At 63.9% G+C, this 22,925-nt stretch carries 23 protein-coding genes; 15 read left to right on the forward strand and 8 right to left on the reverse strand.

The genetic code is table 11. From position 1 onward, the window contains the following. Positions 1-188 precede the first annotated feature (188 nt). The 4 genes from AC0L23_RS19255 (at position 189) to AC0L23_RS19270 (ending at position 5,335) form a co-directional block, all read left to right on the forward strand. Entirely contained in the window at positions 189-1,694 is a 1,506-nt protein-coding gene (locus tag AC0L23_RS19255; RefSeq protein ID WP_473357243.1) for a M81 family metallopeptidase, read from the forward strand. A 13-nt stretch (positions 1,695-1,707) separates the two neighbouring features. After that, the gene (locus tag AC0L23_RS19260) at positions 1,708-2,880 is read left to right on the forward strand and encodes a M20 aminoacylase family protein (RefSeq protein WP_473332507.1); all 1,173 of its coding nucleotides are present in this window, start codon (positions 1,708-1,710) and stop codon (positions 2,878-2,880) included. Beyond that, positions 2,873-4,294: an amidase gene (locus AC0L23_RS19265; RefSeq protein WP_204511611.1), complete on the forward strand. Its 1,422-nt coding sequence runs from the start codon at positions 2,873-2,875 to the stop codon at positions 4,292-4,294. Before AC0L23_RS19260 ends, AC0L23_RS19265 begins: the two co-directional genes overlap by 8 nt. A gap of 150 nt (positions 4,295-4,444) precedes the next feature. Continuing rightward, entirely contained in the window at positions 4,445-5,335 is an 891-nt protein-coding gene (locus AC0L23_RS19270) for a crotonase/enoyl-CoA hydratase family protein (RefSeq protein ID WP_473357244.1), read from the forward strand. A 12-nt stretch (positions 5,336-5,347) separates the two neighbouring features. Here the strand turns inward: AC0L23_RS19270 and AC0L23_RS19275 are convergent, their stop codons facing one another. Both AC0L23_RS19275 and AC0L23_RS19280 read right to left on the reverse strand, forming a co-directional pair. Further along, positions 5,348-6,325, reverse strand: coding sequence for an NADPH:quinone oxidoreductase family protein (locus tag AC0L23_RS19275; protein WP_085361714.1), 978 nt, complete (start codon positions 6,323-6,325; stop codon positions 5,348-5,350). Next, positions 6,325-6,933 carry a DsbA family protein gene (locus AC0L23_RS19280; RefSeq protein ID WP_473357245.1) on the reverse strand — a complete coding sequence of 203 codons (609 nt, stop codon included), beginning with the start codon at positions 6,931-6,933 and terminating at the stop codon, positions 6,325-6,327. The genes AC0L23_RS19275 and AC0L23_RS19280 overlap by 1 nt, the downstream gene beginning before the upstream one ends. A gap of 110 nt (positions 6,934-7,043) precedes the next feature. On the opposite strand from AC0L23_RS19280, the gene AC0L23_RS19285 reads away from it, so the two are divergent. Beyond that, positions 7,044-8,066 carry a methionine synthase gene (locus AC0L23_RS19285; protein ID WP_085351098.1) on the forward strand — a complete coding sequence of 341 codons (1,023 nt, stop codon included), beginning with the start codon at positions 7,044-7,046 and terminating at the stop codon, positions 8,064-8,066. A gap of 4 nt (positions 8,067-8,070) precedes the next feature. Continuing rightward, on the forward strand, positions 8,071-8,298 hold the full coding sequence (locus tag AC0L23_RS19290) for a hypothetical protein (RefSeq protein ID WP_085351097.1): 228 nt from the start codon (positions 8,071-8,073) through the stop codon (positions 8,296-8,298). Here AC0L23_RS19290 and AC0L23_RS19295 read toward each other — a convergent pair. The 3 genes from AC0L23_RS19295 to AC0L23_RS19305 form a co-directional block, all read right to left on the reverse strand. Further along, the gene (locus tag AC0L23_RS19295) at positions 8,295-8,912 is read right to left on the reverse strand and encodes a hypothetical protein (protein ID WP_368507676.1); all 618 of its coding nucleotides are present in this window, start codon (positions 8,910-8,912) and stop codon (positions 8,295-8,297) included. The two genes, AC0L23_RS19290 and AC0L23_RS19295, sit on opposite strands and share 4 nt — an antisense overlap. Positions 8,913-9,019: 107 nt before the next feature. Continuing rightward, positions 9,020-9,547, reverse strand: a complete 528-nt coding sequence (gene gpt, locus AC0L23_RS19300; RefSeq protein ID WP_007602504.1) for a xanthine phosphoribosyltransferase — start codon at positions 9,545-9,547, stop codon at positions 9,020-9,022. Positions 9,548-9,583: 36 nt separating this feature from the next. Further along, positions 9,584-10,321 carry a competence/damage-inducible protein A gene (locus tag AC0L23_RS19305; protein ID WP_018455305.1) on the reverse strand — a complete coding sequence of 246 codons (738 nt, stop codon included), beginning with the start codon at positions 10,319-10,321 and terminating at the stop codon, positions 9,584-9,586. Positions 10,322-10,598: 277 nt separating this feature from the next. Here AC0L23_RS19305 and AC0L23_RS19310 point away from each other — a divergent pair, with 277 nt between their 5' ends. From AC0L23_RS19310 to AC0L23_RS19330, 5 genes are all read left to right on the forward strand, one after another. Further along, positions 10,599-12,017, forward strand: coding sequence for a circularly permuted type 2 ATP-grasp protein (locus AC0L23_RS19310; protein ID WP_018455304.1), 1,419 nt, complete (start codon positions 10,599-10,601; stop codon positions 12,015-12,017). Positions 12,018-12,021: 4 nt separating this feature from the next. Beyond that, a complete protein-coding gene (locus AC0L23_RS19315; protein WP_018455303.1) occupies positions 12,022-12,966 on the forward strand; it encodes an alpha-E domain-containing protein in 945 nt (314 codons plus the stop codon). Positions 12,967-13,034: 68 nt separating this feature from the next. Then, entirely contained in the window at positions 13,035-13,883 is an 849-nt protein-coding gene (locus tag AC0L23_RS19320; RefSeq protein ID WP_007611900.1) for a transglutaminase family protein, read from the forward strand. 122 nt (positions 13,884-14,005) lie between these two features. Then, positions 14,006-14,764, forward strand: a complete 759-nt coding sequence (locus AC0L23_RS19325) for a proteasome-type protease (protein ID WP_026232918.1) — start codon at positions 14,006-14,008, stop codon at positions 14,762-14,764. A gap of 26 nt (positions 14,765-14,790) precedes the next feature. Continuing rightward, positions 14,791-15,549, forward strand: a complete 759-nt coding sequence (locus AC0L23_RS19330; protein ID WP_473332500.1) for an SDR family oxidoreductase — start codon at positions 14,791-14,793, stop codon at positions 15,547-15,549. Between the two features lie 238 nt (positions 15,550-15,787). On the opposite strand, the gene AC0L23_RS19335 is transcribed toward AC0L23_RS19330, so the two are convergent. Beyond that, the gene (locus AC0L23_RS19335) at positions 15,788-17,026 is read right to left on the reverse strand and encodes an MFS transporter (protein WP_473357246.1); all 1,239 of its coding nucleotides are present in this window, start codon (positions 17,024-17,026) and stop codon (positions 15,788-15,790) included. A 158-nt stretch (positions 17,027-17,184) separates the two neighbouring features. On the opposite strand from AC0L23_RS19335, the gene AC0L23_RS19340 reads away from it, so the two are divergent. Together AC0L23_RS19340 and AC0L23_RS19345 are read left to right on the forward strand one after the other, a co-directional pair. Further along, positions 17,185-18,435, forward strand: a complete 1,251-nt coding sequence (locus tag AC0L23_RS19340; RefSeq protein ID WP_085361711.1) for a NupC/NupG family nucleoside CNT transporter — start codon at positions 17,185-17,187, stop codon at positions 18,433-18,435. Between the two features lie 103 nt (positions 18,436-18,538). Then, a complete protein-coding gene (locus AC0L23_RS19345) occupies positions 18,539-20,665 on the forward strand; it encodes an O-linked N-acetylglucosamine transferase, SPINDLY family protein (RefSeq protein ID WP_473332495.1) in 2,127 nt (708 codons plus the stop codon). 12 nt (positions 20,666-20,677) lie between these two features. Here AC0L23_RS19345 and AC0L23_RS19350 read toward each other — a convergent pair whose 3' ends face one another. After that, positions 20,678-21,217 (reverse strand): cupin domain-containing protein, encoded by a 540-nt coding sequence (locus tag AC0L23_RS19350; protein WP_085351092.1) that lies wholly within the window; start codon positions 21,215-21,217, stop codon positions 20,678-20,680. Between the two features lie 149 nt (positions 21,218-21,366). Next, positions 21,367-21,654, reverse strand: a complete 288-nt coding sequence (locus tag AC0L23_RS19355) for an usg protein (protein WP_007611911.1) — start codon at positions 21,652-21,654, stop codon at positions 21,367-21,369. A gap of 373 nt (positions 21,655-22,027) precedes the next feature. Between AC0L23_RS19355 and AC0L23_RS19360 the strand changes: the two genes are divergently transcribed. Together AC0L23_RS19360 and AC0L23_RS19365 are read left to right on the forward strand one after the other, a co-directional pair. After that, entirely contained in the window at positions 22,028-22,342 is a 315-nt protein-coding gene (locus AC0L23_RS19360; RefSeq protein ID WP_007611913.1) for a co-chaperone GroES, read from the forward strand. Positions 22,343-22,386: 44 nt separating this feature from the next. After that, positions 22,387-22,925: TCP-1/cpn60 chaperonin family protein (locus tag AC0L23_RS19365; protein ID WP_473357247.1), on the forward strand; the 539-nt coding region annotated here is incomplete at its 3' end.

Genomic DNA, 22,925 nt, shown 5'->3' on the forward strand with positions numbered 1-22,925 from the left:
AAGCGAAGCAATCCAGACTGTCCCCGCGGAGGGATTCTGGATTGCTTCGCTTCGCTCGCAATGACGGCAGTTGCGACAAGCATTCCCAAAACGGCTTGACGCCATGCGCGGCGCGATTGCTTCCCGGCTTGCTCTCGCCGCAAGCACAGGGCTAACGTCGCGCACTTTCAATTGCTGGACTTGAGTTGATGACACGTATCGCCGTCGGCGGCTTCCTGCACGAGACCAACACCTTCGCTCCGACGAAGGCGACGTTCGCGGATTTCCAGCACGGCGGCGGCTGGCCGGCGATGACGCAAGGTCCCGACGTGCTGAAGGTGATGCGCCGCATCAATGTCGGCCTCGCCGGTTTCGTCGACAGCGCCGAGGCCCACGGCTGGGAACTCATTTCAACGATTGCCTGCGGCGCGAGCCCTTCGGCGCATGTCACCAAGGACGCCTTCGAGCGCATCGTGAAGGTCATGGTCGATGGCATTGCAGCCGCCGGCCCGATCGACGCCGTCTATCTCGATCTGCACGGCGCGATGGTCACGGAACATCTCGACGACGGCGAAGGCGAGATTCTCGCGCGCGTGCGCCGCGTCATCGGCAAGGGCATTCCGCTTGTCGCGAGCCTCGACCTGCACGCCAACGTCACGCCCGAGATGATAGAGCATGCGGACGCGCTGATCGCCTACCGCACCTATCCCCATGTCGACATGGCCGAGACCGGCCGCGCCTGCGCGCAATATCTCGCAATGCTTCTGAAGACAAAGCAGCGTTTCGCAAAGGCTTTCCGGCAATTGCCGTTCCTGATTCCGATCAGCTGGCAGTGCACCAACGACCAGCCGACCAAGGGCATCTACGAAAAGCTTGCCGCGCTGGAGAACGACGCGGTTCCGACGCTGTCCTTCGCGCCCGGCTTCCCCGCCGCCGATTTCCGCGATTGCGGGCCGAGCGTGTTCGCCTATGGCAAGACGCAAGCCGATGCCGACCGCGCGGCGGATGCGATCGTTAAGCTGATCGAAAGCCACGAGGACGATTTCGACGGCAAGATCTGGTCACCTGATGACGGCGTACGCCACGCGATGGAACTCTCGAAGGGCGCCAGCAAGCCGATCATCATCGCCGACACCCAGGACAATCCCGGCGCCGGCGGCGATTCCGACACCACCGGCATGCTACGCGCGCTGGTCCGCAACAAGGCCAGCGCCGCGACCGGCGCGATCTACGATCCGGAATCGGCCGAGGCCGCGCACGCAGCCGGCGCCGGTGCCACCGTGACGCTGTCGCTCGGCGCCAAGTCCGGCATTCCCGGCGACGAGCCCTATCGTGCGACCTTCGTCGTCGAAAAACTTTCGGACGGCCGCTTCATCGCGCCCGGTCCCTACTACGGCGGCCGCGAGATGGAGATGGGCCCGTCGGCCTGCCTTCGCATCGGCGATGTCCGGGTCGTCGTATCCTCGCATAAGGCGCAGCTCGCCGACCAGGCAATGTACCGCTATGTCGGCATCGAGCCGACCGAAGAGAAGATTTTGGTCAACAAGAGCTCGGTGCACTTTCGCGCAGATTTCGAGCCGATCGCAGAAAAGCTGATGATCTGCGCCGCCCCCGGCGCGATGCCCGCGGACACAGCCACGCTGCCATGGACGCGCCTGCGGCCGGGCATCCGCATCAAGCCGAACGGCCCGATTTTCACTCCCTCCTCACGCTAACTGGACAGAACACATGCCCACGATCGACCGCATCGACGGCTATGCCGACGAACTCACTGCTATCAGGCGCGACCTTCACGCCCATCCGGAAATCGGCTTCGAGGAAGTGCGCACCTCCGGAATCGTCGCGGACAAGCTGAAGAGCTGGGGCATCGAGGTGCATCGCGGTCTCGGCGGTACCGGCGTGATCGGAGTCATCAAGGGCAAGGGTTCGAGCGGCAAGCGTATCGGGCTTCGCGCCGACATGGATGCGCTGCCGATGGAGGAGAACACCAATCTGAAATGGAGCTCGAAAATCCCCGGGCGCTTCCACGGCTGTGGCCATGACGGCCACACCACCATGCTGCTCGGCACCGCGCGCTACCTCGCGGAAACCAGGAACTTCGACGGCACAGTGCACCTGATCTTCCAGCCGGCCGAGGAAGGTCTCGGCGGCGCCCGCGCGATGATCAAGGACGGGCTGTTCGAGAAATTTCCCTGCGACGAACTCTACGGCCTGCACAACGCGCCCGACCTCAACCACGGCGAGATCGCGATCCTGCCCGGCCCCGCGATGGCCAGCGCCGACTTCTTCGACCTCCGCATCACTGGCTACGGCGCGCACGGTGCGATGCCCGAACGCTCCAAGGACGCGGTGATCATCGCGACCACGCTGGCGCAGGCGATCCAGACCATCGTCAGCCGCAACGTCGAGCCGCTGCAGGCCGCCGTCGTCTCGATCACGCAGATTCACGCCGGTTCGGCGTACAACGTCATCCCCGGCGAAGCGCATCTTTGCGGCACCATCCGCACTTTCTCGAAAGAAGTCCGCATCCTGATCAGCGAACGCATTCGCACGATCTGCACCGGCATTGCGAGCGCCTATCAGTGCGTGATCGACGTCGACATCCGCGACACCTTCGATGTGCTGGTCAACCAGGTCGAGCAGTCCAAGGTGGTCGAGGAGGTCGCGCGCACCATCGTCGACCCCGCCAACGTGATCACCCGCGCCCAGCCGAAGATGGGCAGCGAGGATTTTGCCGACATGCTTCAAACCATTCCCGGCGCCTATTTCTGGGTCGGCCACGACGGCTCGGTGCCCGTGCACAATCCCGGCTTCGTGCTCGACGACAAGATCCTGCCGATTGGTGCCAGCATGTTCGCCCGGATCATCGAGACCCGGATGCCGGCGGGTGCCCATGCATAAAAAGGGTGTCGAAGAGGAAGTCACCTCGCTGCACGATCTCTCTGCGGTCGATCTGATCGCGGGCTATCGCGCCAAGCAGTTCTCGCCGAGCGAGGTGCTGGAAGACGTGCTCGCGCACGTCGCCGCGTGGGAGCCGCACCTCAAGGCGCTTTATGCATTCGATCCCGACGGCGCGCGCGAGACCGCGAAGGCCTCGACCGCGCGCTGGTCCGGGGGCGAGCCGTCCGGAGCGCTCGACGGCGTGCCGGTGACGGTGAAGGACAACATCGCGACCAAAGGCGTGCCGGTGCCGCTGGGCGCGGCCAGCGTCAAGCTCGTGCCGGCCGAGAAGGACGCACCGCCCGCCGCGCGCCTGCGCGAAGCCGGCGCGATCATCTTTGCCAAGACCACCATGCCCGATTACGGTATGCTGTCCTCGGGGCTGTCCTCCTTCCACGCGCTCGCCCGCAATCCCTGGGACCTCTCCAAGAACCCCGGCGGCTCCAGCGCCGGCGCGGGCGCCGCTGCGGCGGCTGGCTATGGTCCGCTGCATCTCGGCACCGATATCGGCGGCTCGGTCCGCCTGCCCGCGGGCTGGTGCGGCCTCGTCGGATTGAAGCCGAGCTTTGGCCGCGTGCCGATCGATCCCACCTATGTCGGCCGCGTCGCCGGCCCCATGACCCGCACCGTTGACGATTGCGCGCTGATGATGAGCGTGATCGCAAAACCCGACCGGCGCGACGGCATGAGCCTTCCAGCGGAGCCCCTCAACTGGAAGGGGCCGGAGAAATCCCCGCGCAAACTGCGCATCGGATTGATGCTCGATCCCGGCGTTGGCCTGGCGCTGGAGAAACCGGGGCGCGAGGTCGCGGTAAAGGCGGCGAAAGCGTTCGAATCCGCAGGCGCCGTCGTCACCGAGGTCGACGGCATCCTCACGCGCGAGATGCTCGACGGGCTCGACAGCTTCTGGCGCGCACGGATGTGGGACGATCTGTCCAAGCTGACGCCCGCCGAACAGGCAAAGGTGCTGCCCTACATTTTCAAGTGGGGCGAGTCCGGCGCGAAGCTCTCGGGCGTCGACGTCATCAGGGGCTTCAACCAGACCATGGCAATCCGCGCTGCGGCATCAAAGCTGTTCTGCGAGCTCGACTATGTGATCTCGCCGACCGCGCCGAACGTGAATTATCCGGCGGAGTGGGCCTCGCCGACCAACGATCCCATGAAGCCGTTTGAACACATTGCCTATACCGTGCCATGGAATATGTCGGAGAATCCGGCGATCTCCATCAACGGCGGCTTCGACGCCAAGGGTTTTCCCATCGGCGTGCAGATCGTCGGCCGCCGCTTCGACGATATCGGCGTGCTTGGCATGGCCAAGGCTTTCGAGAGCCTGCGCGGGCCGCAGAAGCCCTGGCCGAGCCCGCCGGCGAATTAGATACACTCCGTCATGGCCGGGCTTGTTGTTTAGACTGGCCATCCGCGTTCTCTTACTGGCCGCCACATGCCCAGTCCGCGCAAGACGGACGCTGGCGGCTATGCATGACGTCTCTTCGAGACAGAATTCAGGACAGGGAAGGAAACCACCATGGCGTATGAGACGATCAAATACGAGGTCGCCGAGCAGATCCTCACCATCACGCTGAACCGGCCCGACAAGCTCAACGCCTTCAACGCGCAGATGCAAGGAGAGCTGATCGACGCGTTCGACGCCGCCGACAAGGACGACGACGTCCGCGCCATCATCGTCACAGGCGCCGGTCGCGGGTTTTGCGCGGGCGCAGATCTTTCGTCGGGCGCGGACACCTTTGATCGCGCCGCGCGCCGCGGACCGGTGAAGCGCTTCGCCGACGGCAAGGTCGACTACAGTGATTCTCAGGTGCGCGACGGCGGTGGCCAGGTGACACTGCGCATCTTCAAATGCCTGAAACCGGTGATTGCCGCGGTGAACGGTCCCGCGGTCGGCATCGGTGTTACCATGCAGCTCGCGATGGACATCCGCATCGCCTCCGATGCCGCGCGCTTCGGCTTCGTGTTCTCCCAGCGCGGCATCGTGCCGGAGGCGGCCTCGAGCTGGTTCCTGCCGCGCATCGTCGGCATCTCGCAGGCGCTGGAATGGTGCTATTCGGGCCGCGTCTTCCCGGCGCAGGAAGCCCTCGCAGGACGTCTCGTCAGCAAGGTCGTGGCCCCCGATGATCTGCTGCCGACCGCCCGGGCGCTCGCCAAGGAATTCGCGGCCAAGACCGCGCCGGTATCGGTGGCGCTGATCCGGCAGATGATGTGGCGCATGATGGGCGCTGACGACCCGATGGAAGCCCACAAGGTCGACAGCCGTGGCATCTACGCCCGCGGCCGCTCCGACGACGTGAAGGAAGGCGTGGTGTCGTTCCTGGAAAAGCGCCCTGCGCAGTTCAAGAACAAGGTATCGAGCGATATGCCGGATTATTTCCCGTGGTGGACTGAGCGGGAGTACAAGTGACCTTGTAGGCACTTAGTCCATCAACAACGCCACACGCCCGATCGCCTTGCGGTCGATCAGCAACCGCATCGCCTTCGCAACCTCCTCCAGCGGCAGGCGGTGCGAGACGTGGGGCCGCAGCTTGCCCTCTTCCGCCCATGTGAGCAGCGCCCTCAGGCGCACTTCGCCAAGCGCTGGATTTTTCCGCACGGCCTCGCCGGCACGCACGCCGAGCACGCTGGCGCCTTTGATCAGCAAGAGATTGGTTTTCGCCGAGCCGATGCCGCCGGTGAAGCCGATCACCAGCAGCCGTGCGCCCCAGGCGATGCAACGCATCGAGTTTTCGAACACTTCTCCGCCGACGGGATCGAACACGACGTCGGCACCGCGCCCGTCGGTAATACGTTTGACAGCATCACGAAACGGCTCGCGATCGTAGCGCACGAGATGATCGGCGCCACGCGCCTTGGCGACCGCGAGCTTTTCGTCGCTGGACGCCGTCGCGATCACGGTGGCACCCAGCATCTTGCCGATCTCCACGGCAGCAAGGCCCACGCCACCGCCGGCGCCATGCACCAGCAGCACCTCGCCCGGCGCAACCCGGCCGCGGTCGATCAGCGCGTGATAGGCGGTGCCGTGCCCGGCGAGATAGGTCGCGGCTTCCGCATAGTCGAACGTCGATGGCATCGGGGTGAGCTGCGACGGTGTCACCACGGCTTCATCCGTGAAGGCACCGTGTCGCATCTTGACGATGACCTTGTCGCCGAGGAAGACGCCACTCGCCTCTGCGCCGACCTCGGTCACGTCGCCGGCCGCCTCCATGCCCGGCGTGAACGGCAGCTCCGGCTTGAGCTGGTATTCGCCGGCCGCCATCAGCACGTCGGGAAAATTCAGGCCGGCGGCACGGATCGCGACGCGCACTTCGCCCGGCTTCAGCTCGCGCGACGGAAACTCTTCGAGCTGCAATTTTTCGGGCGCGCCGAGCGCGCGGCAAACGACAGCCCGCACCATCAGGCCGCGCTCGCCTTGCCGCGCAGCAGCGCCTCGCGGATCAACGGCAGGCGGTCATTGCCGAAATACATGTCGGTCTTGCCGAGAAAGATCGTCGGCGAGCCAAAGCCGCCGCGGGCGACGACTTCTTCGGTGTTGGCCTTGAGCTGATCCTTGATCCCCTGCCCCGAAAAGCCCGCGAAGAATTTCTGCTCATCGACGCCGACCTTCCTGCAGATCTCCGCGAGCACTGAATCCTGCGAGATGTCCTTGTCCTCGCCCCAATAGGTCTCGAACACCGCCGTGGCGAAAGGCACCGATTCCTGCCCGAGCCAGATGCAGCCGCGCATCGCTTTCACGCTGTTCACCGGAAATACCGTCGGCGGCATCTTGATCGCGAGACCGGCCGAGCGCGACCAGTCGGCAAGGTCCTTTTTCATGTAGCGCGCCTTCAGCGGCACCGGCGTCTCACGCTGCGCGTAGACACTTGGGTTGACCGTATTGAAGATGCCGCCCACCAGGATCGGCCGCCAGAGAATCTCCGCGCCAACCTCCCTGGCCAGCGGCTGGATGTTGTGGAAGGCGAGATAGGTCCAGGGGCTGGAACAGTCGAAGAAGAATTCGATCATGGCGTTTCCGGTCCGGCGCCGCCGGTTTCAAGGCGACTTTTGTTGTTCTGTACCTCGACGTTAAGACATGGCAGGAAGGGGCGCAATCATAACCCGCCGAGAGGGCCGCCATGCTGTTTCCAACCACGATCGCCGGCTCCTTGCCGAAGCCGGAATGGCTCGCCGAACCCAACATGCTCTGGGCGCCCTGGAAGTCGCAAGGCGACGAGCTCGTCCGCGCCAAGCGCGATGCGACGATGCTTGCCGTTAAAGTCCAGGAGGACGCCGGGATCGACATCGTCACTGAGGGCGAGCAGGCCCGGCAACATTTCGTCCACGGTTTCCTGGAGAAGATCGAGGGCATCGATTTCGCCCACAAGGTCGAGATGGGTATCCGCAAGGATCGCTACAAGGCGATGGTGCCGCAGGTCGTCGCCCCGCTCCGGCTGAAGAGCCGCGTCCACGCCGACGAGGCGCGTGTCGCCCGCGCGCACACGATGAAGAAGCTGAAATTCACCCTGCCCGGCCCGATGACCATCATCGACACCATTGCCGATCGCTACTATGGCGACCGCGTCAAGATGGCCTTTGCGTTCGCCGAACTGCTGAACGAGGAAGCCAAGGCGCTCCAGGCCGACGGCGTCGATCTCGTGCAGTTCGACGAGCCCGCGTTCAACGTCTACATGGACGAGGTCAACGATTGGGGCATCAAGGCGCTGGAGCGCGCCGCGCAGGGCCTGACCTGCGCCACCGCCGTGCATATTTGCTACGGCTACGGCATCAAGGCCAACACCGACTGGAAGGAAACGCTCGGCGCGCAATGGCGGCAGTACGAGCAGATATTTCCCGCGATCGACGCCAGCCCAATCCAGCAGGTCGCGATCGAGTGCCGCAACTCGAAGGTGCCGCTCGACCTGCTTGCGCTGCTCAAGACCAAGATCGTGCAGGCCGGCGTGATCGACGTCGCCAGCGACACGGTGGAGACGGCCGAGGATGTCGTGCAGGTGATCGACGCGGTGTCGAAATTCGTACCCAAGAGCAACATCATCGCCACCACCAATTGCGGCATGGCGCCGATGCGGCGCGAGATCGCCGAAGCCAAGCTGATGGCGCTCGGCGCGGGTGCCGCGCTGGCACGCGAGAAGCTGGGTTAGGGATGTGATCCGTCTGGCGTTCACCATTGCAACGCTTGCCGCGTTCGCGCTGTCGGCGCGCGCAGAGGATCGTTCCGTGCTTCTCAATTGCAAGGCAATCGTGGAGCGTGCGTCGAAGGATGCGAATGCCGCGAGCGAAGCCGAGCTGACGCGCTGCCGCCAAGTGATCCGCGAATGGGCGCTGCGCGATGCGCGGACGACAGTGGATGAGCACGGCAAGCCGCTGCGCTAGCGGCGCGCGGTCGGATGCAGCACAAGTTGATATCCAGCGATGATCGCGCGCAGCGTGGAAGGCGGCGTCAGCAGCATCGGGTGATCGAGGGCGCTCGTATGCGGGGTGTAGCCCGCGGGTGACCACTGCAGCGCCTTGCCCTGCGCGAGGAGGAAGCAGTCATCGCCCTGTTGCACCATCGCGCCGTCAGGCAATTCCGCGAGCGGCATCGACAGCACATGCAGCCGCTTCTTGCCACGATCGAGCCGCTCCCGATGCAGTACGGCATCCATCGCCTTGGCGCTGATGCCGCGGGCGTCGTTGCCCATCTCCCATGCAACGCGAAATCGCTTCGCATCGTCGCGGCGGCAGAAGAAGCAGGGCCGATGGCCGGCGGCAAAAGCCGTGGCCTCGTCGAGGAAGAACAGCTCGGTCCAGCTCCGCCGCGCCATCACCGGCCGACGCCAGCCGCGGAATTCGCACAGGCAGGTGATCCAGGCCGGCGACGACCAGCGCTTTTTCAGCAGCGTCTTCGTCGCGGGATCATGAATGATGCCGCGGTTGCCGGTGAACATGCCGCGGTGCGGTGTCGCGATGATCTCGCCGGTCGGCGTGACGCGGTTTTGCAGGGGCATGGTCGCCTCCACCGGTCATTGCGAGCGAAGCGAAGCAATCCAGAAATGCATCCTCGGAGGTAGCCTGGATTGCTTCGTTGCTTCGCTCCTCGCAATGACGGCGATAATCACGCCGCCCCGTCGCGAAGCGGCGGGTGATAGGACAGCGCGGTGTCCCAGGGGAAGAAGATCCAGGTGTCCTGCGAGACTTCGGTGATGAAGGTATCGACCAGCGGACGTCCCTTCGGCTTGGCGTAGACGGTTGCGAAATGCGCGTCGGGGAGCATCGCGCGCACCAGCTTGCCGGTCTTGCCGGTGTCGACGAGATCGTCGACGATCAGGAGCCCCTTGCCGGTGCCGCCGCCGAGCTTCATCACGTCTTCGGAGATGCCCTTCAGCACTTTAAGGTCGCCCTGCTTGTCGTGGTCGTAGCTGGCGATGCAGACCGTATCGATCACGCGCACGCCAAGCTCGCGCGCCACGATCGCCGCCGGCACAAGCCCGCCGCGGGTGATCGCGATCACCGCATGAAACGGACCAACTTCATTGAGCCGCCAGGTCAGTGCCCGGCAATCCCGGTGGAACTGGTCCCACGACACCGGAAAGGGGCGGCCCGCCCGTTCTTCCGCACTTAGTTCCGGTGCTTCACCAGCCATCGTCGTCTCCTGCTTCGTCTGCCGGCAGCTAGGTTGCTAGCGGGTGATGTTCAATCCCGCCAGCATTTCCTTCACCGCCGCCATTGCGGCTGCGAGCTTGTCCGCATCGCGCGAGCGCACCACCAGATTGGTGTTCGGCTTCTGCTCTTCATCCATGAAGGGATAGCTGCCGATGATGGTGTCGGGATGTTGGGCGGCAATCGCCCGCAGCGGGCTGCCGATGTCGCCTTCCCGCGCATTGGCGCGGACCGATTCGGAGAGCATGCGCACGCCCGATTTCAGCTTGGGCGAGACGATGTCCATCATCGCCTGCATGATCGAGGGCACGCCCGCCATCACGATGACATTGCCGATCTTGAAGCCGGGAGCGAGGATGGTCGCGCTCTGGATCAGCTCGGCACCATCAGGAATGCGGGCCATGCGCAGGCGGGCCTCGTTGAGGTCCTGCTCGCTCCAGCGCTCGCGGAAACGGGCGACCACCTCCGGGTGATGGTCGATGCCGACGCCGAACGCCTTGGCGACGCTATCAGCGGTGATGTCGTCATGGGTCGGCCCGATGCCACCTGTGGTGAAGACATAGGTGTAGCGATGCCGCAGTGCATCCAACGCGGCAATGATGTCGGACTCGTCGTCGGAGACGACCCGGACCTCCTTCAGGTCGATGCCGATATTGGTCAGGTATTCGGCGATGAAGCCGATGTTCTTGTCCTTGGTCCGGCCGGACAGGATTTCGTCCCCAATGACCAGAATACCCGCCGTGACGATCTCGCTCATACCTCAAGTCCCTCACCTATCGGCCCGACTTTGCCGAGGTAACGCGTTGAAGTCACGCGGTTTTGCTGCCGAAATAAGCAGTCCTCAGCCATTTTTTCAGGCAAGCCGCCGGCCATCCCCGGCAAATGTCCTCTCCCCATGCTTATCGCGCTGGCCCGGCCCTTGCTACCGCATGAAAGTCATGCACTCTTGCCGCATGGCCAGGACGTTGCGGTCTTCACCAGGGCCTCGCGACCTGTCGAATGGCGCAACGCCTTGCGGAGACAAGTCGGGATCTATGGCAGTCGCGTTTGATGAAATGAACATTCCCGGTGGGGACCTTCGGCCCGCCTATCAGGAGCTGGCGCGCTGGCTCAAGGAGACGCCTCCCGAGGCGCTCGAATATCGCCGCCAGGAGGCCGAGCTCCTCTTCCGCCGCATCGGCATTACCTTCGCGGTCTATGGCGACTCCGAGTCCACGGAGCGCCTGATCCCCTTCGACGTGATCCCGCGGATCATGTCCGGCAAGGAATGGGCGCTGCTGGAGAGGGGCCTGAAGCAGCGCGTGCGCGCGCTCAACATGTTCCTGCGCGACATCTATCACGGCCGCGATATCCTCCGTGCCGAGATCGTGCCCGACGACCTCATCTTTCAGAACCCGGTCTTCCGTCCCGAGATGAACGGCCAGCAGGTGCCGCACGACGTCTACGTGCACATCGCCGGCATCGACATCGTCCGGGTCGATGCCGAGGACTTCATCGTGCTGGAGGACAATGCACGCACGCCCTCGGGCGTGTCCTACATGCTGGAAAACCGCGAGATCATGATGCGGCTGTTTCCGGACCTGTTCGCCCGCCACAGGGTGGCGCCGGTCGAACGCTATCCGGACGAGCTGCTATCCGCCCTGCGCTCGGTGGCGCCGCAAAGCGCCTCCGGCGAGCCGACCGTCGCGTTGCTCACGCCGGGCGTCTACAACTCGGCCTATTACGAGCACTCCTTCCTCGCCGACAAGCTCGGTATCGAGCTGGTCGAGGGCCGTGACCTCATCGTCAAGAACAACGAAGTGTTCATGCGGACGACCGAGGGCGTGAAACGGGTCGACGTGATCTACCGCCGCGTCGACGACGACTATCTCGATCCCCTCACCTTCCGCCCCGACTCCGCCCTCGGCGTGCCCGGGCTGATGTCGGCCTATGCGGCCGGCAACATCACGCTCGCCAACGCGGTCGGCACCGGCATCGCCGACGACAAGGCGATCTACTCCTACATGCCGGACATCGTAAAATTCTACCTCGGCGAGGAGCCGATCCTGAAGAACGTGCAGACCTGGCGCTGCCGCGAGCCGAAGGACCTCGCCTATGTGCTGGACCATCTGAGCGAGCTCGTCGTGAAGGAGGTGCATGGCTCCGGCGGCTACGGCATGCTGATCGGCCCTGCCGCGACCAAGGCGACGATCGAAGCCTTCCGCGAGAAGCTCAAGCGCGAGCCCGAGGGCTTCATTGCGCAGCCGACGCTGGCGCTCTCGACCTGCCCGACCTGCACGGCATCCGGCCTTGCGCCCCGCCACGTCGACCTGCGACCGTTCGTGCTCACCGGCAGCAAGAGCACCACGATCGTGCCCGGCGGGTTGACACGCGTTGCCCTGAAGGAAGGCTCCCTGGTGGTGAATTCGAGCCAGGGCGGCGGCACCAAAGATACCTGGATCCTGGACGAGTAGAGAGATGCTATCGCGTACCGCCGAAAACCTCTATTGGCTCGCCCGCTACGTCGAACGGGCCGAGTATCTTGCGCGCACCATCGATGCGACGCTGCGCGTCACCGCGCTTCCCGCCGCCTATATCGGCAAGACCAACGAATGGGACTCGGCGCTTTTGACCGCCGGCGTCGCCGCGAGCTTCTATCAGCAGTACGAAGAAGCCAACGAGCGCAACGTCGTCGATTATCTCTCGTTCTCGGCGGATAATCCGTCCTCGATCAGGAATTGCATCGAGGCCGCGCGGCTGAATTCGCGCTCGGTGCGCACAGCGCTGACGAGCGAGATGTGGGATACCATCAACTCGGCCTGGATCGAGTTGCAGGAGGTCTGGAGCAGAGGGACCTCCACGCGAGAGGATCTCGCAAAGTTCCTGCGCTTCGTGCAGGAGACCTCGCTGCGCTTCGACGGCTCGGCCTACCGGACCATGCTGCGCAACGACGCCTACTGGTTCTCGCGGATGGGCCTGCATCTCGAACGCGCCGACAACACCGCGCGTATTCTCGACGTGAAATACCATGTGCTGCTGCCCGAGGAAGAGCATGTCGGCGGCCCGCTGGATTTCTACCAATGGACCTCGATCCTGCGCTCGGTTTCGGCGTTGACGGCCTATCACTGGGTCTATCGCGAGACACTGAAACCCTGGCTGATCGCGGATTTGCTCATCCTCAACGATTCGCTGCCGCGTTCGCTCGCAAGCTGCTACGGCAATCTGGTGCGCAATCTCGATCAGATCGGCGTCGCCTATGGCCGCCAGGGTCCGGCCCAGCGCCATGCCCGCGGCATTCGCAACCGGCTGGAACACAGCAATATGAACGACATTTTCCAGCATGGCGTGCATGAATTCATTCAGGAATTCATCTTGGACAATTCCAGGCTGGGCGAAATCATCACGAAGCAGTATTTGATCTGATACTGCTGTCATTCCGGGGACGCCCGCAGGGCTAGCCCGGATCGATGACGCTACAACAACGGTCCACCATGCGCCTGCGAATCCTGCACACCACGACCTATCGCTACGAGCCGCAGGCCACGAGCGTGATCCAGATCCTGCGCATGACGCCCGGCAGCCATGACGGGCAATATGTGGCGGAGTGGCAGATCGACGTGTCGACCGACACCAAGCTCGACACCCACGAGGATGCGTTCGGCAACGTCACCCATGTGCTGTCCTGCGGACCGGTCGGCGATATCAAGATCACCGCCGAGGGCCTGATCGAGACCCATGACACCGGCGGCGTTCTCCGCGGCGCCGACGAGCGCTTTCCCGCCGGCATGTTCTTGCGCGCCACCGACCTTACCACGGTCAATCCGGCGATGAATGCGGTCGCGCGCCAGCTGCGTAGCGAGGCCGAGAGCGACACGCTGGGCTTCCTGCACACGCTGATGACGCAAATCAGCGATCACATGACCTTCGACGAGGACCCCACCAACAGCGGCACGTCGGCGGCGGAAGCGTTCACGCTCAAGCGCGGTGTGTGCCAGGACTACGCGCACATCTTCATCGCCTGCGCGCGCAGCGGCGGCGTGCCGGCGCGCTTCGTCTCCGGCCACTTCCTGCGCTCCGACGGCACGGTGCATCAGGACGCGGGCCATGCCTGGGCGGAGGCCTATGTCGACGGTCTCGGCTGGGTCGGCTTCGATCCCGCCAACAGCATCTGCGCCACGGACGCCCACGTCCGGGTCGCGATCGGGCTCGATTATCTCGGCGCCGCCCCCGTGCGCGGCACCCGCTATGGCGGCGGCGCGGAGACGCTGTCGGTGGCGGTCAAGGTCGAGCAGGCCGGCCGCGGCGGCCAGTCGCAATCGCAGTCCCAGCGGCAGAGCTGAACCGCGCCCCGCGCGCCCCTCACCCATGGTCGGTTTCCACCCTGCCGCCCCGCGGCAATCGGGGGTTGGAGCGGCCCTTGAAATTGGCTAGTAATCCGCGCAAACGCGTTCGGGGACAGGAAATGACCTATTGTTGCGGAATTCTAGTTCGGGACGGTCTGGTGATGATCGCCGACACCCGCACCAATGCCGGCCTCGACAACGTCTCGACCTTCCGCAAGCTCCACATCTTCTCCAAGCCCGGCGACCGCATTATGGCGATTGCCAGCGCCGGCAACCTCGCCATCAGCCAGTCGGTGCTCTCGACGCTGACCGAGGGCCTCGAAGACCCCGACACCGGTGAGATCGAGACGCTGATGAACGCGCCGACCATGTTCCAGGCCGCCCAGCGCATTGGCCGGGCGATCCGGGCCGTGCACGCGACCGAGGGCCCCGCACTGAGGTCTGAGGACGTATCGTTCGACGTGTCCTTCCTGTTCGGGGGCCAGATCAACGGCGCGCGCATGCGCCTGTTCATGGTCTACACCGCCGGCAATTTCATCGAATGCACCACCGACACACCCTATCTGCAGATCGGCGAGCACAAATACGGCAAGCCGGTGCTCGACCGCGCCATGCATTACGACGTCGAACTCTACGAGGCGCTGAAGACCGGGCTGATCTCGATGGATTCGACCATGCGCTCGAATCTCGGCGTCGGCCTGCCGATCGACGTTCTGGTGGTGCGCGCCGACGCCTGCGAGGCCGACCTCAACCACCGCATCGAGGCGGGCGAGCCCTATTTCCACGATTTGCGCTCGCGCTGGTCGGCGGCCTTGCGCGCCGCGCATCAGAACATTCCGCGGCCGCCCTACAAGAACGAAAAAGAATCCAAAACCTGACAGATCAAGAGAAAAGGCAGGAAACGATGAGTGAAGCGAAAAAGATCGCAGTGGTGACGGGCGCTGGCACTGGAGTCGGGCGCGCGGCGTCACTGGCGCTGATGAACACAGGCTTCACCGTGGTGCTGGTCGGGCGCCGGCCCGAGATGCTCGAGGAGACGGCCAAGCTCGGCCCCGCCGGAAAGAGCCTCTGCATCACCGCCGACATGACCAAGCCGGACTCGATCGCCGCGCTGTTCGACAAGGTCAAGGCCACCTATGGCCGGCTCGACGTGCTCTTCAACAATGCCGGGATGGGCGCACCGCCGGTGCATTTCGAGGATCTCAGCCTCGAGCAGTGGCAGGCGGTGGTGAACACCAACCTCACCGGACCGTTCCTGTGCACCCAGCACGCCTTCCGCATCATGAAGGACCAGACCCCGCGCGGCGGCCGCATCATCAACAACGGCTCGATCTCGGCGCATGCGCCGCGGCCATTCTCGGCGGCCTATACCTCGACCAAGCACGCCATCACCGGCCTCACCAAGGCGTCCAACCTCGACGGGCGCATGTACGACATCGCGGTCGGCCAGGTCGACATCGGCAATGCCGCAACGCCCATGACCGACCGCATGGTCAACGGTCCCGGCGTGCTGCAGCCCGACGGCACGTCGAAGCAGGAGCCGCGCATGGACGCGAAGGCGGTCGGCGATGCCGTCGCCTACATGGCCGGCCTGCCGCTCGATGCCAACGTGCTGACCATGACGGTCATGGCAACCAAGATGCCGTTCGTGGGACGCGGCTGAACAAAAAACGCGAAAACAACCCCATGCACAGTAGGCGGCATGGGGTTGCAGCCTCGCTCCGCAAGCGGACGTGAAGTCGGCTAAATCTCCGCACTGCTTCAACAATCGTCATTGCGAGCGCAGCGAAGCAATCTAGACTACCACCGCGGCAAGATTCTGGATTGCTTCGTCGCGCCAGCGCAAAATTACTTCACAATTTGTCGCGGGCTCCTCGCAATGACGGGGAGAGAGCGAGCTCCTACTCCAAACTCTCCACCCGGCGCAGACTCGGAAACAGCTTCATCCACAACAGCGCCACCGCAACCGTGCAGACGCCGCCCAGCACGGCTGCCGGCATCGCGCCGAACAGTGCGGCAGCCACCCCGCTCTCGAACTGGCCGAGTTGGTTGGAGGCGTTGATGAAGAGGAAGTTCACCGCACCGACCCGGCCACGCATCTCGTCGGGCGTCGCGAGCTGCACCAGCGAGAAGCGGATCACGACGCTGATCGTATCGGCCGCGCCGAGAACGGCGAGCGCGAGCACCGAGAGCCACATCCAGGACGACAGCGCGAACACGATCGTTGCGACGCCGAACACGATCACTGCCTGAAACATGCGCAGGCCCACATGCCGCGAAATGGCGTGACGGGCCAGCACCATGGTCATCAGCAGCGCGCCGACCGCGGGCGCGGCGCGGAGGATTCCGAGTCCCATCGGACCGGTCTGGAGGATGTCGCGGGCATAGATCGGCAGAAGCGCGGTGACGCCGCCGAACAGCACCGCGAACAGATCGAGCGAGATGGTGCCCAGGATCGCCGGATTGCCGCGGATGAAGCGGACGCCGGCGAAGATATTGTCGGCTCTCGCGATATCCTTGGCGATCGCCTGCGGGCGCGGCCGGATGAAGCCGGTCAGGATCATCCCGAAGATCCAGAACAGCACCATCACCGCGTAGGCGAGATGCGGCGCAACCGCGTAGGCAAAACCGCCTAGCGCCGGACCGGTAATGGTCGCGACCTGCGCCGCACCGCTGGAGACGGCGGTGGCGCGCTGGAGCGAGCCCTGCGGCGCGATCGCCGGCAGCAGCGCCGCGGTGGTCGGGCTCTCGAACGCGCCGGCAATGCCGAGCACGAAGGTGGCCACGAAAATCTGAACTTCGCTGACCAAGCCGAGATAGGTGATGACGCCGAGATAGAGCGCGGTCGCTGCTTCCACGAGTTGGCAGAGCTGGACCACGCGCTTGCGCTGGTAGCGGTCGGCGGCATGGCCGGCGATGAACACCAGCAGCGCCGTGGGCAGGAATTGCACGAGGCCGACCATGCCGAGATCGAAGGCCGAGCCGGTGAGATCGTAGATCTGCCAGCCGATCGCGACCGCCGCAATCTGGCTGGAGAAACGCGACAGGCTGCGCGAGAGCAGAAAGAACAGAAAGGCGCGATGGGAGAGGAGCGCGCGGGCACTGACCGGCGGGTTTCCCGATATGGGCTGGTCTGGCATCGCCTCTTCGGTCACGCTCGGGCTATCCGGCTCCTGATGTCGACGTGCTCCGCGTGGCTGACGCGGACCTGCTTGTCAACAGCGAGACGCTTCGACAATCTCCCGGCATTGCGTTTGCAACGCAGGGGTGGCCATAATCATCGGGGTTTGGGGACATCATGCTGCGGCTGCAATCGGCACTCGGCGTTTTCGCATTGCTGTTGATCGCCTTGGTCCTGAGCGAGAATCGCCGCGCGGCCTCGCTGCGCCAGGCGGCGATCGGCCTCGTCGCCACCTTCGTCACCGCGATCGTTCTCCTGAAGGTGCCCGTCGTCGCGCGCGCGTTCGGTGCCATCAACGACGCAGTGGGCGCGATCTCGGCGGCCTCGCGCGCCGGCTCCTCCTTCGTGTTCGGCTATGTCGGCGGCGGTCCCCTGCCCTTCGACCTGAAAGCACCGGGTGCCGATTTCGTCCTGGCGTTCCAGGCGCTGCCGATCGTGCTGGTCATGAGCGTGCTGACGACGCTCTTGTTCTATTGGCGCGTGCTGCCGCCGGTCGTGCGCGGCATGGCCTGGCTGCTGGAGCGGACGCTCGGCGTCGGCGGCGCGGTCGGACTCTCGACCGCCGCCAACATCTTTCTCGGCATGGTCGAGGCGCCGCTGTTCGTGCGGCCTTATCTCGCGCAAATGACCCGCAGCGAGTTGTTCCTGGTGATGACCGGCGGCATGGCCGGCATCGCCGGCACGGTGCTGGTGCTGTATGCGACGCTCCTTGCTCCCCTCATTCCCGACGCAGCCGCCCATTTCGTCATCGCCTCGGTGCTGGGTGCCCCGGCCGCGATCCTGGTCAGCCTCATCATGGTGCCGGAGACATCCGACAAGCGCACCGGCGGCGCGCTGGAGGCTCCCGAGATGGAGGTCTCCAGCACGATGGACGCGATCGTGAAAGGGACGGGCGCGGGGATCGAGCTGCTGATCAACATCGTCGCCATGCTGCTGGTGCTGGTGGCGCTGGTCTATCTCGTCAATGCGATCCTCGGCCTGCTGCCTGATGTCGGCGGCGCTGCGATCTCGTTGCAGCGCCTGCTCGGCCTCGTGATGGCGCCGGTGTGCTGGCTCATGGGATTGCCGTGGGACCAGGCGATCACCGCCGGCAGCCTGATGGGCACGAAAACCGTGCTGAACGAGCTGATCGCCTATGTCGACTTCTCGAAGCTGCCGCCCGGCACGCTCGATCCGCGCTCGCGCCTGATCATGCTCTATGCGATGTGCGGCTTCGCCAATTTCGCCAGCCTCGGCATCATGATCGGCGGTCTCGGCGTGATGGCGCCGGAACGGCGCGAGGAAATCAATGCGCTCGGGCTGAAGTCGATCGTGTCGGGAACGCTGACGACGTGCCTGATGGGAGCAGTGGTGGGGGTGTTGACGTGAAGCTTGTGTGAGGCTGGCGCCCTCGCAGCTCCGATGGGGCGCAGCGCAATCGCGACAATCCTTCCATGTTAATCTCTTCAGGAGATTCGGCTGGAATTGATTCATGAGCAACAGCGCAGGCCAGCGGGCATTTCAAAATGCCCGGCTTCAGAAACGGCAAAAAGCCGAGCTAGGGCCGTTGCTCGCGCGCGCCCTCCAGCTGCACAAGGCGGGACTTCTCCCCGAGGCCAAGACGGCCTATCGCGAACTCCTGGAGCTTGCGCCCGACCAATTCATCGCGCTGCATTTGCTGGGCGCTTTGGAGTCTGAAGCCAAAAACTATCGGCAGGCGCAAGTTTTGCTGAGCCGAGCGGTGGCCTTGGATCCGCGATCTGCCGAAGCCCATATGAGCCTGGGCGTCGCGCTCAACGGGCTGAAACGTCACAATGAGGCCCGCGAGAGCTATCGGAAGGCCCTCGCCCTTCGCCCCAACTACGCCTTGGCCCTGTCCAATCTCGGCAACGCAAGCGCGGCCCTTGAACTTTACCAGGAAGCGCTCGAGAGCTACGACAAGGCGCTCGCAATCGACGGAAGACTTTCCGAAGCCCATAACGGCCGGGGTTGGGCGCTCTGCCGTGTGCGCGCCTATGACGAAGCGATCGCAAGCTTAAACCGCGCGCTATCGATCAAGCCTGACTACGCCTCGGCGCTGTCGACCCGCGCCGTTGCATTGCGGGAGCTTCAGCGATTTGACGAAGCCATGGCGGATTGCAATCGCGCAATCGCCCTCGCACCCGACGACGCGAATGGATGGCTCTGGCGGGCCAGTATCTTGCTCCTGACCCGGCAAGTTGCCGAAGCATTGTCCGATTGCGAGAAGGCTCTCGCGGCCGATCCCGGCTTCTCTCAGGCCCACAGCCTGCTCGGCCAATGTCTCGCGGCACTTGGCCGGGTCGACGAAGCCCTCGCCAGTTTCGACAGAGCTCTCGACATCGAGCCTGATCAGAGCACGATCTCCAGCAAGATATTCACCCTCGATTTCATGGCCGACGCCAGCGTTGCGCAGCATCAGCAAGCGCGACATGTATGGTGGGAGCAGATCGGTGCGAAGATCGCCTCAGCAGCGGCGGGATCGCATGAGAACAGCCGCGATCCGGATCGCCGTCTGGTGCTGGGTTATGTCTCGTCGGATTTTCACACACATTCAGCGGCGTTCATTTTCGAGCCGGTCCTGCAGCACCATGATCGGGCACAGTTCGAGATCGTGTGCTACGCTTGTTCACCGAAAACGGATGCGACGACCAGCAAATTTCAGGGGATCGCCGATCGCTGGCGCGACGCCTCGCAATGGTCCGACGATCGCCTCGCCGCTCAGATCCGCGCCGACGGCGTCGATATCCTGATCGATCTGTCCGGCCACACCAGCGGAAACCGCCTCGGTGTGTTTGCGCGCAAACCGGCACCTGTTCAGGCGCATGGCTGGGGCCATGGTACCGGGACCGGGTTGCCAACCATCGATTATCTATTCTCGGACCCGGTCGCGATTCCTGCCGCGGTTCGGCATCTGTTTGCGGAGACCATCGTTGACCTGCCGTGCTTTGTGACGCTGGCGCCGCTGCCACCCGGGATTGCGCGGGCGCCGACGCCGGCGCTCGCGAACGGCTTCATCACATTCGGTGTCTTCAACCGCATCAGCAAGATTTCGAACGAGGCGGTGGAAGTCTGGTCTAGGATTCTCGAGCGGGTGCCGGGTTCGCGACTGCTGATCAAGGATACTGCACTGGACGCTCAGCTGGTCCGCGACAATCTGCTGGCGCGGTTTGCCGCTTGCCGGTTGCCGGCCGAACGCGTCGATCTGCTCGGAGCCACGTCGCGAGACGAACATCTGGCAACGTTCAATCGCGTCGATATTGGCCTCGACCCATTCCCGCAGAATGGCGGCGTCAGCACGTGGGAAGCCTTGCAGATGGGCGTGCCGGTGGTGGCGAAGCTCGGTCACAGCCTGCCGAGCCGTGCTGCCGGCTCCATCCTCACCGCGCTGGGCCTGCCGGAGTGGGTCGCGGACAGCGATGAGGCCTATGTCGAAATCGCAGCGAGCCGTGGGTTGCAGATCGGCGAGCTCGATAAGTTGCGCGGCGAACTGCCCGGACAGATCAGGGCTGCCGCCGCCGGCAACCCAATCTCATACGTGCAAGCGGTGGACGATGCCTATCGCGCGATGTGGAAACGCTATTGCAACGACGGCGGCTGATCTCCGCCTCGCCTACGCCTTAAACTCCACGGTCCTGAACTCCGCCGGCAGGATCACCTCCAGCAGCTCGACGTCGTCCGAATAGTCCAGGATCATGTGCTTGATCTTCGGCGGCTGGGTCCAGGCGCTACCTTCTTTCATCAGCGTCTCGCCCTCTCCGTCCATATAGGTCTTCACCCAGCCCTTGAGCACGTAGACCATCTGGAATTCGACGTCGTGAAAGTGCAGCTTCGACACTTCGTCCGGATTGCAGGGGCCTTGCAGCCGGATCACGTGCGCCTGCGCGAGGCCGTGGCTGGCGGCGGCGATGCCGAGGTCGCGATATTTCGCGTAGGTACGCAGACCGTCGGCTTTGAAGTCTTCCTCGCGGTGATGGCTGATCGCAATGCGCTGCTTGGGCCGCGCCGGTTTCTTGGCGGATGACTTTGCCGTTGTCGTGGGGGCTTTTGCCTTCACCGCCGTGCGCGCCGTGGATCGTGCTGCGGGTTTGGCCCCGCTACGCCTCTTCACCGCGGCTTGCGATGCGCTGCGCGATTTTGCTTTCTTGGCCATGGGCGGCCTCCCCTGTTGTTATGGGGAGAGGCTAGCACAGAATGCGAAATCGCAGGGCGGGTTAGCGCTAACGTACCCACCACTTCTTTGCGCAAGCGTTGAAGCATGGGGGGTTACACTGACGCTAACCCACCCTACAGCTCCGCCCTTCAATGCAGCCGGAATACTCCGTCCACCGCGCGCAACTCGGCCGGCTTGATCAGCTTGGAATGCGCCACTGTCACCGAGTGAAGCGGTCCGTCGAGCTTTTCCTGCCAGAACGCCAGAAAATCCTTCAGCGCCGGAAATTTCGGAAACATGTCGTAGTCCTGCCAGACGTAAGTCTGGAGCAGCGAGGGATGATCCGGCATCCGGTAGAGAATCTGCGCCGTCGTCATTCCGTAACCCAGCAGCTGTTTCCGGAAATCGTCCGAAACGGCTCCACTCCGCAAGCCCATGCCAACCTCCTTTGCAGGAGCGCATTCAAGGAGTGGCTTTCCGGTGCGCCTTAAGAGCCACCCGCTGCTGATGCGCTCACATAAGAGAAATGTGACGCAAACTGACAATCCATCTCAAGCCCAAAAGTTTAACAAGCTGTTGAAATTCAATGCGTTAGCAGCAGATCTAGCTCCGTGCTAATACTGCGCCGAGCGCGATTAACGATGGAAAGAGATTTTGGCAGGCGGCGCCTCCGAGTGCTATTTTTCTGCTACAAGCCCTTGCTCCCGCCAAAATCCTGCCTTATCTCAGTTGTGCCTGCGCTGGCACTCGCCGGCGTAGACTGCTAACAACCCAAAATTCCCAAATCGTGCAAAAGCTTAGGAGAACTGCATGAATTTCCGTCCGCTTCACGACCGCGTCGTGGTCAAGCGCATCGACGCAGAAGAGAAGACCGCTGGCGGCATCATCATTCCCGACACGGCGAAGGAAAAGCCCTCGCAGGGCGAGATCGTCGCCGTCGGCCCGGGTGGCCGCGACGAAGCTGGCAAGCTGATCCCGATCGACCTGAAGGTCGGCGACCGCGTGCTGTTCGGTAAGTGGTCCGGCACCGAGGTCAAGATCGACAACGTCGACCTGCTGATCATGAAGGAAAGCGACATCATGGGCGTCCTCGACGTCCCCGCTTCCAAGAAGAAGGCGGCCTAAGAGCCCCTCTCTTATCCAGTTAAACACCTAAGGAAAAAATCCAGATGGCAGCTAAAGAAGTCAAATTCTCGGTCGATGCGCGCGACAAGATGCTTCGCGGCGTCGACATTCTCGCCAACGCGGTGAAGGTCACGCTCGGTCCGAAGGGCCGCAACGTCGTGCTCGACAAGTCGTTCGGCGCTCCCCGCATCACCAAGGACGGCGTCACCGTCGCCAAGGAGATCGAGCTCGAGGACAAGTTCGAGAACATGGGCGCGCAGATGGTGCGCGAAGTCGCCTCCAAGTCCGCTGACGCGGCCGGCGACGGCACCACCACCGCGACCGTGCTGGCCCAGGCGATCGTGCGCGAAGGCGCCAAGTCGGTTGCCGCCGGCATGAACCCGATGGATCTGAAGCGCGGTATCGATCTCGCGGTCGAAGCCGTCGTTGCGGACCTCGTCAAGAACTCCAAGAAGGTGACCTCGAACGACGAGATCGCCCAGGTCGGCACCATCTCGGCCAACGGCGACGCGGAGATCGGCAAGTTCCTCGCCGACGCCATGAAGAAGGTCGGCAACGAGGGTGTCATCACCGTCGAGGAAGC

The organism is Bradyrhizobium sp. MI1.4, from assembly GCF_055811315.1.